General features: G+C 68.6%; 10 protein-coding genes. 5 read left to right on the top strand and 5 right to left on the bottom strand.

The window, feature by feature from the left end; genetic code table 11:
* Positions 1-97: 97 nt before the first annotated feature.
* Positions 98-511, bottom strand: coding sequence for a DUF5319 domain-containing protein (locus tag NA11_RS21100; RefSeq protein WP_022567296.1), 414 nt, complete (start codon positions 509-511; stop codon positions 98-100).
* A gap of 270 nt (positions 512-781) precedes the next feature.
* On the opposite strand from NA11_RS21100, the gene guaB reads away from it, so the two are divergent.
* Together guaB and NA11_RS21090 are read left to right on the top strand one after the other, a co-directional pair.
* Positions 782-2,326 carry an IMP dehydrogenase gene (gene guaB / locus NA11_RS21095; protein ID WP_084654879.1) on the top strand — a complete coding sequence of 515 codons (1,545 nt, stop codon included), beginning with the start codon at positions 782-784 and terminating at the stop codon, positions 2,324-2,326.
* 418 nt (positions 2,327-2,744) lie between these two features.
* Positions 2,745-3,899 carry a GuaB3 family IMP dehydrogenase-related protein gene (locus NA11_RS21090; protein WP_069163670.1) on the top strand — a complete coding sequence of 385 codons (1,155 nt, stop codon included), beginning with the start codon at positions 2,745-2,747 and terminating at the stop codon, positions 3,897-3,899.
* Between the two features lie 18 nt (positions 3,900-3,917).
* Here NA11_RS21090 and NA11_RS21085 read toward each other — a convergent pair whose 3' ends face one another.
* Positions 3,918-4,718, bottom strand: coding sequence for an alpha/beta fold hydrolase (locus NA11_RS21085; RefSeq protein ID WP_069163708.1), 801 nt, complete (start codon positions 4,716-4,718; stop codon positions 3,918-3,920).
* Between the two features lie 135 nt (positions 4,719-4,853).
* Between NA11_RS21085 and guaA the strand changes: the two genes are divergently transcribed.
* Complete coding sequence (gene guaA, locus NA11_RS21080) at positions 4,854-6,422, top strand: glutamine-hydrolyzing GMP synthase (RefSeq protein ID WP_069163707.1); 1,569 nt, start codon at positions 4,854-4,856, stop codon at positions 6,420-6,422.
* A gap of 60 nt (positions 6,423-6,482) precedes the next feature.
* Here the strand turns inward: guaA and NA11_RS21075 are convergent, their stop codons facing one another.
* Both NA11_RS21075 and NA11_RS21070 read right to left on the bottom strand, forming a co-directional pair.
* Positions 6,483-6,695 (bottom strand): hypothetical protein, encoded by a 213-nt coding sequence (locus NA11_RS21075; RefSeq protein ID WP_069163669.1) that lies wholly within the window; start codon positions 6,693-6,695, stop codon positions 6,483-6,485.
* Positions 6,688-8,391: a PspC domain-containing protein gene (locus NA11_RS21070; RefSeq protein ID WP_141717741.1), complete on the bottom strand. Its 1,704-nt coding sequence runs from the start codon at positions 8,389-8,391 to the stop codon at positions 6,688-6,690. The genes NA11_RS21075 and NA11_RS21070 overlap by 8 nt, the downstream gene beginning before the upstream one ends.
* Before the next feature lie 178 nt (positions 8,392-8,569).
* Here NA11_RS21070 and NA11_RS21065 point away from each other — a divergent pair, with 178 nt between their 5' ends.
* Positions 8,570-9,931, top strand: coding sequence for an ATP-binding protein (locus NA11_RS21065; RefSeq protein WP_084654877.1), 1,362 nt, complete (start codon positions 8,570-8,572; stop codon positions 9,929-9,931).
* A gap of 163 nt (positions 9,932-10,094) precedes the next feature.
* Entirely contained in the window at positions 10,095-10,730 is a 636-nt protein-coding gene (locus tag NA11_RS21060) for a response regulator (RefSeq protein ID WP_069163667.1), read from the top strand.
* A gap of 7 nt (positions 10,731-10,737) precedes the next feature.
* Here NA11_RS21060 and NA11_RS21055 read toward each other — a convergent pair whose 3' ends face one another.
* Positions 10,738-11,853 carry a serine/threonine-protein kinase gene (locus tag NA11_RS21055; RefSeq protein WP_069163666.1) on the bottom strand — a complete coding sequence of 372 codons (1,116 nt, stop codon included), beginning with the start codon at positions 11,851-11,853 and terminating at the stop codon, positions 10,738-10,740.
* Positions 11,854-11,871: the final 18 nt, after the last annotated feature.

Below are 11,871 nucleotides of genomic sequence, written 5' to 3'. Positions count from 1 at the left end.
TATCGGCGTTCCGACAGTGGTGCGGTGAAAGTCACAGCGGGATAGCACACCTCGCGCGAGCCCTCTGGGTCGCGTCAGTGCTGCGGTGGAACGTGCCTCAGTTGTCGAACCCGTCGAATCCGTCGCCGTGGAAGGCCTCGTTCATCGAGGCATCCGCGTATCCCCTGCAGTAGTCCCAGGTGACGTACGCTTCCGGCGTCGGATCGTAGGCGGGCTCGTGCGGGCGCACCGTGCCGTCGACCAATAGCTGAAGCAGGTTGGCGCGCAACATGTCCCAGTCGTGGTAGTGGTCCTGCCGACAGTCTTCGCAGCTGACAACGAGACCGCGGATACCGCGGTGGGCTAGTAGGGCCTCGTAGACCGCGAGATCGGCGAGATCTTCCTCGACCGCGAGGCGCTCGTGGGGATCCAGCGGCTCACCGGGCTCGATGGCGTCGAGCGCGGCGGACGGGTCGGAGGGGTCTCCGGCGAACGGATCCGGCGGCAAGCCAGGTGGTAGATGGTCACGCACATCCCCACGGTACGCAGAACAGGGTGGTCTGCGCCAGCTATGGAGGCCGCAAGTTTCGCCGGTGCTCGCCCACTGCGGGTCGGCTACGCCTCCCGGCCAACCCCCGGTGGGCTCACTGCACCGATGAGTTTGCGGGACAGATACCATGGTGTCAGGCTTCGGCGAGCACCCGACACGATTCCCGGAGCCACCAGTCCATCCCATCAGCTGCGCGCGGCGCCGGAGACCCCGGCGCCGGTCGCTGTCGACGTCCAGGAGGGGTCGATCCGAATGAGTAATCCCGTATCGGGCGAACGCACGGCTGTCCGCCCACCTACGGGTGGTGACGATCCGAACAAGATCGCCATGCTCGGCCTCACATTCGACGATGTGTTGTTGTTGCCCGCCGCCTCGGATCTCATCCCAAGCTCTGTCGAGACCTCCAGCCAGTTGACGAGGGAGATCCGGCTGCGGACCCCGCTGGTCAGTTCGGCGATGGACACGGTCACCGAGGCGCGGATGGCCATCTCGATGGCACGCGCGGGCGGCATGGGTGTGCTGCACCGCAACCTGTCCGCCGCCGATCAGGCCGCGCAGGTGGAGACCGTGAAGCGCTCCGAGGCAGGCATGGTGACCGACCCGGTGACCTGTCGTCCGTCGGACACCCTCGCCGATGTCGACGCCATGTGCGCCCGATTCCGCATCTCCGGCCTGCCGGTGGTGGACGAGGTCGGCGCCCTTGTGGGCATCATCACCAACCGCGACATGCGCTTCGAGGTCGATCAGAACCGCAGGGTCGAAGAGGTGATGACCAAGGCGCCGCTGATCACCGCGCAGGAGGGTGTCACCGCCGAGGCCGCGCTCGGCCTGCTGCGCAGGCACAAGATCGAGAAGCTGCCCATCGTCGACGGCAACGGCAGGCTCCGCGGCCTGATCACCGTCAAGGACTTCGTCAAGACCGATCAGTACCCGAACGCCACCAAGGACCGGGACGGCAGGCTGCTGGTCGGCGCCGCGATCGGCACCGGTGACGACTCCTGGTCGCGCGCTATGACACTGGCCGACGCGGGGGTCGACGTGCTCATCGTCGACACCGCGCACGGCCACCAGGTGCGGGTGCTGGAGATGGTCACCAAGGTCAAGGCCGAGGTCGGCGACCGCATCCAGATCGTCGGCGGCAACGTCGCGACGCGGGCGGGCGCTGCCGCGCTGGTCGAGGCGGGCGCGGACGCGGTGAAGGTCGGTGTCGGTCCCGGCTCCATCTGCACCACCCGCGTGGTCGCCGGTGTCGGCGCGCCGCAGATCACCGCGATCCTCGAGGCCGTCGCCGCGTGCAAGCCCGCCGGTGTTCCGGTGATCGCCGACGGCGGCATCCAGTTCTCCGGCGATCTTGCCAAGGCGATCGCCGCCGGCGCGTCCACCGTGATGCTCGGCTCGCTGCTCGCAGGCACCGCCGAATCGCCGGGCGAGCTGATCCTGGTGGGCGGCAAGCAGTTCAAGAGCTATCGCGGCATGGGTTCGCTCGGCGCGATGCAGGGCCGCGGCCAGGCCAAGTCCTTCTCCAAGGACCGCTACTTCCAGGACGACGTGCTCGCCGAGGACAAGCTGGTGCCCGAGGGCATCGAGGGCAGGGTGCCGTTCCGCGGCCCGGTCAACCAGGTCATCCATCAACTCGTCGGCGGCCTGCGCGCGGCCATGGGCTACACCGGTTCGCAGTCGATCGCGCACCTGCAGAACGCCCAGTTCGTGCAGATCACCGCGGCGGGCCTCAAAGAGAGCCACCCGCACGACATCACGATGACCGTCGAGGCCCCTAACTACACTGGTCGCGGCTAGCCGGTCGGCGGTCGTGTACAGGACCGCCCAGTCCGTGCATGATTGAGCTGGTCGGCGACCCCGAACAACGTGGGGCCCTTCGGGGCAGGTGACCGAGGGCCGAGATGAGTCGGTCAGGCTTGCCATCGCGAGGTAACCCCCGGAGCGAGTGTCGCGAGCGATCGTTAGCGGCCCGTCTGGCGTCCGCGTGCAGGCGCGGTCGGCAGTTGCTGCCGTGCGAGGGCGCGGTCGGCACTTGCTGCCGCGTGCACGCGCGGTCGGCGGACGAACGCCGCGCGAACGCGCGACAGACAGACCAGCCGGGTGGTCGACACGGATGCGACGGTGTCGCGCGTGCCGACTGCCTGGACGCGCGGCCGAGGGGCCCGAACACGCCGTGCCACCGGCGCGGCAAACCAACACAGCAAGGAGTACAGACGTGCGCGACATGGTCGAGATCGGCATGGGCCGGACCGCCCGGCGTACCTATGAGCTGGACGATATCGACATCGTTCCCTCGCGCCGGACCCGCTCGTCGAAGCAGGTGTCGCTGTCCTGGCAGCTCGACGCCTACCGCTTCGAGATCCCGTTCCTCGCGCACCCGACCGACGCGCTGGTGTCGCCGGAGTTCGCCATCGAGCTCGGACGGCTCGGCGGCCTCGGCGTCATCAACGGCGAGGGTCTGTGGGCCAGGCACGCGGATGTCGCCGCGAAGATCGACCAGCTGCTCGAGCTCGTCGGCAAGGGCGGCTACGAGCGGGCGGTCTCGCTGCTGCAAGAGCTGCACGCCGCGCCCATGCAGCCGGAGCTGCTCGCCGCCGCCGTCGCGCAGGTGCGCGCGGCAGGCGTGACCACCGCGGTCCGGGTGAGCCCGCAGAACGCCCGCGCGCTCACGCCCGCGCTGGTGCAGGCCGGCGTCGACCTGCTGGTGGTGCACGGCACCATCATCTCCGCCGAGCACGTCGGCGACGGAGAACCGTTGAACCTCAAGACCTTTATCGCCGAGCTCGACGTGCCCGTGGTCGCGGGCGGCGTCAGCGATCATCGGACCGCGCTGCACCTGATGCGCACCGGGGCGGCAGGCGTCATCGTCGGCTACGGCTCGTTCCCCGGCGCGACCACCACCAGGGAGGTGCTCGGCATCGGCGTGCCGATGGCCACCGCCATCGCCGATGCCGCCGCCGCGCGCCGCGACTACCTGGACGAGACCGGCGGGCGCTACGTGCACGTCATCGCGGACGGTGACATCGAGACCTCCGGCCAGCTGGCCAAGGCGATCGCCTGCGGTGCGGATGCCGCGATGCTCGGGGTGCCGCTGGCCGTTGCTGCCGAGGCGCCCGGCCGCGGCTGGTACTGGCCGTCGGCCGCCGCGCATCCCTCGGTGCCGCGTGGCTCGCTGCTCGGCGTCGACTGGGAGCTGGAGGAGGGCAACGGCGACGCGGTGCGCCCCAGCCTGGAGCAGGTGCTGTTCGGCCCCTCCGACGATCCGTTCGGTTCGCTGAATCTCGTTGGTGGTCTGCGCCGCTCGATGGCGAAGGCGGGCTACTCCGACCTCAAGGAATTCCAGAAGGTCGGCCTCAGCGTCCGTGCGTGAGCCGCACGGCACTGCCGCTCAGCGGGCGTGGGTCGGGGTGACCCGCTCGCGCAGGAACCGCCGGATGGCGGTGTTCACCGGGTCGGGATGCGTCATGGTGACCGCGAGGCGGGCACCGGCGATCTCGACATAGCTTGCGCCGGTGAGGCCTTCGGTCAGCTGTTTGGCGCGATCGGGCGGGATGCCGCTGTCCGTGGCATGAATCACCAAGGCGGGACAGGTGATTTCGGACAGCCGCTCCAGCACCGAATCGCGGCTGAGCAGGCAGCCCGCCGCGACCTCGATGCCACGGCAGTCGCGAAGCAGCCAGCGGGTGGTCCAGATGGTGCGGAACCAGTTGTCGTCGCCGATCAACCAGGATGCCAGCTGGTGGGCCGCCCGCTGGCGGGAGCCGTCGTCGTACCACTCGTCGAGGAACTTGTGCGTGGCGTCGGACTGCTCGGGTGTCGGACCGTTGGCCTCGGTGCTGATCAGGATCAACGCAGACACCCGTTCCGGCGCGATGAGGGCGGTGCGCAACGCGGTGAAGCCCCCTTGCGCCGTGCCGCCGACGACGGCGTGCTCGGCACCGAGGTGGTCGAGCACGGTCAACGCGTCGCGGGCCGCGGTCCAATAGGTGAAGGGCAGTCCCTCGTCCCTGGTGCGCCCGTGCCCGCGGGCATCCCAGGAGACGATCCGGAATTCCGGTGCCAGCGCGGCCATCTGAGCCGCGAACATCGTCCGGTCCATGAAGAATTCATGTGCTAGCAGCACCACCGGGCCGCTCCCGCCGCTGTCCTCGTAGTGGATGTCGGCGTCGATCGCGCGGGCGAATGGCACGAGCACGAGGATAACCAGCGGCACGGGGGCGCGCGGTGGGATTTGCTGGCTCGTCTCATTGCTTGCTGGAGCCGGCCGCGACCGAGGTGCTGTGCCGATGGTTCTGCCACAAAGCGCGCTCACTAAACTGTGCCGGTGGCGCAAACACAGAGACCGGTCCTCGTCGTCGATTTCGGCGCGCAATACGCCCAGCTGATCGCGCGGCGAGTCCGTGAATCCAGTGTGTTCTCCGAGGTGATTCCGCACACCACCACGGTCGAGGAGATTGCCGAGAAGCAGCCACTCGCGGTGATTCTTTCCGGCGGCCCGTCGAGCGTGTATGCCGAGGGCGCACCGCAATTGGACCCGCGCCTGTTCGATCTCGGCATCCCGGTCTTCGGCATTTGCTACGGCTTCCAGGCGATGGCGCAGGCGCTCGGCGGCACGGTCGCGCACACCGGAACGCGCGAGTACGGCCGCACCGAGATCAACATCGATGGCGGCCTGCTGCACGGCGGCCTGCCGACCATCCAACCGGTCTGGATGAGCCACGGCGACGCGGTCACCGACGCTCCGGCCGGTTTCGAGGTCACCGGCACCACCGCGGGCGCACCGGTCGCCGCGTTCGAGGATCGGGAACGTCGCCTGGCCGGCGTGCAGTACCACCCTGAGGTCCTGCACTCGCCGCACGGGCAGCAGGTGCTCAGCCGGTTCCTGCACGAGCTCGCCGGCATCCGCGCCACCTGGACCCCGGCCAATATCGCCGACTCGCTGGTCACCGCGGTGCGCGAGCAGATCGGTGACGGGCACGCGATCTGCGGGCTGTCCGGTGGCGTCGACTCCGCGGTGGCCGCCGCGCTGGTGCAGCGCGCCATCGGCGACCGGCTGACCTGTGTGTTCGTCGATCACGGCCTGCTGAGGGCTGGCGAGCGCGAGCAGGTGCAGCAGGATTTCGTCGCCGCGACCGGCGCCAAGCTGGTCACCGTCGACGCGGTCGACAAGTTCCTCGGTGAGCTGAAGGGTGTCACCGATCCCGAGGAGAAGCGCAAGGTCATCGGGCGCGAGTTCATTCGCTCCTTCGAGGACGCGGTGTCCGAGGTCGTGCTCGAGCAGGGCGACGGCGCGGCGCCGACGGTGGAATTCCTGGTGCAGGGCACCCTCTACCCGGACGTCGTCGAATCCGGCGGCGGCAGCGGCACCGCGAACATCAAGAGCCACCACAATGTCGGCGGCCTGCCGGACGACCTGGAGTTCGAACTGGTCGAGCCGCTGCGGTTGCTGTTCAAGGACGAGGTGCGTGCCGTCGGCCGCGAGCTCGGGCTGCCGGAGGAGATCGTCGCCCGTCAGCCGTTCCCCGGGCCAGGCCTTGCCATCCGGATCGTCGGTGAGGTCACCGAGGATCGATTGGCCACGCTCCGGCAGGCCGACGCCATCGCGCGCGAGGAGCTGACCGCGGCCGGGCTGGACAAGCAGATCTGGCAGTGCCCGGTGGTGTTGCTCGCGGACGTGCGCAGCGTCGGCGTGCAGGGCGACGGCCGCACTTACGGTCATCCGATCGTGCTGCGCCCGGTCTCCAGCGAGGATGCGATGACCGCCGACTGGACCAGGCTGCCCTACGAGGTGCTCGAGCGGATCTCCACCCGGATCACCAACGAGGTGTCCGAGGTCAACCGGGTTGTCCTCGATGTGACGAGCAAGCCGCCGGGCACCATCGAGTGGGAGTGAATCCCTAACTGACGCAACAAAATGGCCCGTCGTGCAGACGGGCCATTTTTGTGCGGTCGATCAACGGCGTTTACGTGGCGACACCACGAGCAGGATGCCGATGAGGATGGCGCCGAGTACGGCGATCCAGCCGACCGGGACCGAGCTGCCCGGCCAGTGCTCCGGGACGAAGGCCCATGCGCTCACGCCGAGGGCGAGCAGGCCGATGATGAGTAGCGAGAGGGACGGACCGCGCTTCGAGTCGGTCGCTTCGTTGTAGGACTTGTCAGCCACGGTGCACCGCCACGTTGCCTGCACGGACGTCGATATCCAGGTTGAGCACGGGGGTGCCCGGCGTGTTCGGGCCGGTGGTGCCGCTGACGCACCCGTCGCCCATGTTCACCGTGCATGTGGTGTGCACCGTCATGGCCTGGGGCAGCATCAGCTGGAAGTCACCCATCCTGATGTCGATATCGACGGAACGATTCTCGGTCAGGTTCAGCTGGCGCAGGTCGAGCGTGCCCGAGCCCATGTTCACCCGGTACTGCGGGTCGAGGTCGGTGAGCGTGGTCGGCACCCAGGTGTGGTCGCCCATCGCGCCTCGGTCGATGTCGATCGGGCCGATCGCGGTGGCCAGCAGCACGAATCCGGCCAGCGGGGCGGTCAGCACCAGCAGCCCGTAGCCGCGGCGCAGGAACGCGCCGAACACCAGGCCGAGGCCGATCACCGCCAACGCCACCGCAGCGACCCGGCCCGGCGTCATCCAGTCGACACCCGAGGCGGCTGCCGCACCCGCGCCTGCGGCGGCGAGGATGGCGAGGCCGATGATCACCGGGGTCAGCCGGGAGCGTTGGCGTTTGGGTGGCGGCGCGACGATGGTGCGGACCGGGGTGGGTTCGGGCAGGTCCCAGGCGAGCGGGGCGACGCCGAGCGGATCCCAGGACGGCGGGGTGGTGCGGCCGAGGGAGGTCGGAGCAGGCTGCGCCAGTGCTGCAGATGGTCCTGTGCCGGAAAGGGATTGGCGGTCAGGGCCGGACTTGCTCAGCGACGGAGTGTCAGTGCGGCCAGGCGAGGCGTCGACCGATGCGGTCGCGCCGCCGGAGGGGCGATCACCCGACACGGTGGCACCGGACAGGTCGGCCGATGCTGTACTGCCGGAAGAGCTCTGGGTCTGCGCGGTGCCGCCGGAGGTCGTCGGACCGGACGGAGGTGTGCTGTGGTGCACCTCGGTGGTGCCCTTGCTGAGCAACCCGGTGTCGGATTCACCTGGTGCGTCGGCCCTTTCGGCCTCGGTCGGATCCTTGCGCAGCAAAACGGTGTCCGCGTCGCCACTCTGCATCGAATCCTGGCGGAGCACAGCGGTTTCGGCGTCGCTCGACGGGACAGGTGCTTCCGGGACATAGGTGTCAGGCAGTTTCGTGTACGGGGTGTACACGGTGGTCGGTGGCTCGTACGCGGCGGTCCGCTGCATACCCTGCGGGAAGACCGCGCCAGGGTAGCCGGTCGCCATGAGCCCGCCGCCGTCCATGGTGAATTCGCTGAATTCGCTGGTGGTGCCCGGCGGCGGTTCCGGATGGCGCAGGTGCAGCATCCACCAGCCCGCCAGCATCAAGGCCATGCTGATCACGCTGGAGCCGCCGAGGCCGACCCCGATCGGACCCATCGTGCTCACCGCGATGGCGAGCGCGACGATCAACACGATCGTTTTGGTCTGCGACTGCGAGCTGTGTCCCTTACCTACCAACGACTCGGCGGCGGACGCTTGGTCCCCTGCCTCGCTGCACAACAGCCACGCCAGCAGATAAAGGACGATCCCGGCGCCACCGAAAATCGCCGACACTACGAACGCCACCCGCACCAATACCGGGTCGACGTGGTAGCGCTGGGCGAACCCGGCAGCGACGCCGGCAACCGGCCCCTGCCGAGGCAACCGCACCGGACGCGTGCGCCACATCTGCTGGAGCTGATCCCCGAAGCTCGTTTTCGTCATGGTTCTCATACTGTGCCTGACCAGCACATCCGCACATCGGGGGGAACCCTGAAAAATAACCTGATCCGTTTGGACCACCCGGTCAGTGCGATGGTGGACAGCGGGCAAGGCCATGGCAGACAGAGATCAGGGTGATTCCTGATAGCTAGCTGTCGTCGGATCATGCCACTATCGAGTGATGTACCCGTCTGCGCCCTCGTTCGACGCCAGGGGGTTCGACGCTGCGCGCGGATTCGAGGCCACCCGCGGCTTCGGCCCGGCTCCGGTGTTCGATCCGGGGCGGCCGCCACCCGCGCGGATGTTGCGCCGCTCGGGCGGCCGGATCATCGGCGGCGTCGCGGGCGGTCTCGCCGATCACCTCGGCATCGACGTGTTCAAGGTGCGGATCGCCTTCGTACTGCTTTCCGCGTTCGGCGCAGGCATCGTCGCGTACGGCCTGCTGTGGATCTTCACCTCGGGCGGCGCCGATGTGGCGAAGGCGCCCGCGGCGGAGCGACGCCAGGCGATCGGGCTCGCCCTGCTCGGGATCGGGCTCGCCGTCGCGGTGTCCTGGATGGTCAGCGGGACCGCGGCGAGTGTCATCGCCCCGATCATCGTGGTGGCCATCGGCGCGGCGCTGGTGTGGCGGGAGTACGACGCCGACGGACCACGCTCGCTGCTCGGCCTGCCTGCGCGCCCCTCGGTGGTGACGTGGGCGCGGGTCGTCGCCGGCGGCACGCTGATCGTGGCCGGGCTCGGTGTGGTGGTGCTGGCCAGGATCGACCTGAGCTCGCTCGGGTCGGCGCTGCTCGCGGTGGCGGTCTCGCTGATCGGCGCCGGACTGCTCACGGTGCCGTTGTGGCTGCGCATGATGCGGGCGCTGAACGCCGAGCGCTCGGCCCGCATCCGCAACGAGGAACGCGAGGAAATCGCGTCACACCTGCATGATTCGGTGCTGCAGACGCTGGCTCTCATCCAGCGTCAGGCCGACGACCCGCAGGAGGTGCTGCGGCTGGCCCGCAGCCAGGAGCGGGAACTACGCAAGTGGTTGTTCGAGGATTCCGGTCCCGCGCAGTCGAGCCTGGCCGCCGCGCTGCGCACCATCGCAGGCGAAGTCGAGGATCAGCACGGGGTGAAGGTGACGCCGGTGACGGTCGGCGACGTGACGATGGACATCGGCGAGACCGGTTCGGGTTTGCCGAAGGAGCATTTCACCGCGCTGCTCGGCGCCAGCCGGGAGGCGCTGGTCAACGCCGCCAAGCATGCCGGTGTCCCGGAGATCGACCTGTTCGCCGAGACCGAACCGCATCAGGTGAGCATCTTCGTGCGCGATCGTGGCGCCGGTTTCGATACGAGTGCCGTGCTGCCGCAGGACCGGCAGGGGCTGGCGAAATCCATTCGCGGCCGGATCGAGCGGCGCGGCGGGCAGGTGGAGATCATGTCCACCCCCGGTCGCGGCACCGAGGTGCGAATCATCATGCCGCGCACGGATTCCGGTGAGCGTGAGATGGATTCTGAGGCGGTTTCCGTTGAGGTACCGGAAGGTTCGCGTGTGCCGTAATGTGGCGGAGGCTCGGAGTTATGCCACCGTGACTACTGGTCTCGTGAGCACATGGGTAACTCGTCGGGTACGTCCAGAACCGGACGCAGTGCCTGGCCGTCGGCCCGGTGACAAACCAGTGCGGCTCTTACGGCCGGCAGAAAACGCGGAGAGGCGGGGGAGCGTGCGGGTCTTTCTGGTGGACGATCACGCAGTGTTCCGGTCGGGTGTGCGGGCGGAGTTGAGTCGGGAGACCGACATGGAGGTGGTTGGTGAGGCCGGGGGTGTCGGCGAGGCGATCGCCGGGATCAATGCGGCGAAACCGGATGTGGTGCTGCTCGACGTGCACATGCCGGACGGCGGTGGGGTCGCGGTGCTGGCAGGCATCGACAGCGGGCCGGTGTGTTTGGCGTTGAGCGTGTCCGATGCCGCTGAGGATGTGATCGCGGTGATCAGGGCCGGTGCCAGAGGCTATGTGACCAAGACGATTTCGGGTTCCGAGCTGGCCGACGGCATCCGGCGGGTATCGGGTGGCGACGCGGTGTTCAGTCCTCGGCTCGCTGGTTTCGTGCTCGACTCGTTCACCGGCAAGTCGCCGGTGCCGGAGCCGCCGCTCGATCCCGAACTGGATTCGCTGACGCCACGCGAACTCGAGGTGCTGCGCTTGCTCGCTCGCGGCTACACCTATCGGGAGATCGCCGAATCGCTTTTCATCTCGGTGAAGACGGTGGAAACGCACGCCTCCAACGTGCTTCGCAAAACCCAGCAGTCCAACCGCAACGCGTTGACCCGTTGGGCCCACCGCCGTCGCATTGATTGAGTGGGTTCTACATCACTGCGACGATGATCGCGATGATGATGATCAGGCCGATCAGCAGGCCGACGGCGATGGCGAGGGGGGCGTTGCTCGGCTGCGGTGCCTTGGTGCGCTGCGGTGCGGGGGCCGCGGTGGCGCCGGGCTGGGTGCGGTGCGGGCGTGGCAGCGGGGTCGAGTGCGGGCTGCGCAGGCCCGATGCCGAATTGCGGGCTGCCCACGCCGGAATGGTGCCGTCTTCGGTGCGTACCGGGGCGCCGAGAATGTAGGGTCCGGTGCCAGGCCCGAAAGCCGCAGTAAGGATTTCGTCCCTGGCCTCGGCCATCGTCGGCCTGCGCTGCGGTGCGGGTTCCATCATGTGCAGCAGTGCCTCGGTGAGCATCCCGCTGCGGGTCGGCGGAATGATCTGCGCCATGGCCGCGCGATGCACCAGCACATCGCTGTCTTCGTCGAGACCGAACGGCGGTTGCCCCTCGATCGCGGTGTACAACGTTGCGCCGAGCGAGAATACGTCGCTGGCCCTGGTCGGTGTCGCGCCGCGCGCCACCTCGGGCGGTAAGTAGGCCGGGGTGCCGACGATCACGCCTTCGTCGTCGTAGTCGCCCGCGCCGCGGGAGATGCCGAAGTCGCTGAGCTTGGCCATGCCGACGATCGAACCCCGGTCGGCGACAAGGATATTGCCCGGTTTGATGTCGCGGTGCACGATGCCTGCCGCGTGCGCGGCAACCAATGCGTCGGCGACCTGCGCGCCGATCTGTGCCACCTCGATCGGCGGCAGCGTATCGACGAGCGCGAGTGCCTTGGCGACGCTGCGCGAGGGCAGATGCTCCATCACCAGCCATGGCTCGCCTGCCTCGAGCACCACGTCGTACACGGCGATCGCGTGCTCGTGCGACAGCTTGGCCGCGACCCGGCCCTCGTGCATGATCTGGCTGCGGATCTCGTTGGCCTGCGCCTCATCGAGGTCCGCCGTCGAGATGACCTGTTTGATGGCGACATCCCGGTCGAGCAGCCGGTCGTGCGCGAGCCAGACCGCGCCCATGCCACCGCCACCTGCCTTCGACTGCAGGCGGTAGCGGCCGGCAACCAGATAGTCGGGGCCGACAATGGGACGAGCGCGTTCGGTCACGGTGCGAGGGTAGCGGAA

The sequence above is a fragment of the Nocardia altamirensis NBRC 108246 genome (assembly GCF_001612685.1).
Lineage (GTDB): Bacteria > Actinomycetota > Actinomycetes > Mycobacteriales > Mycobacteriaceae > Nocardia > Nocardia altamirensis.
Note: the sequence above shows the minus strand (reverse complement) of the source record. Positions and strands in the feature narration are given on the sequence as shown.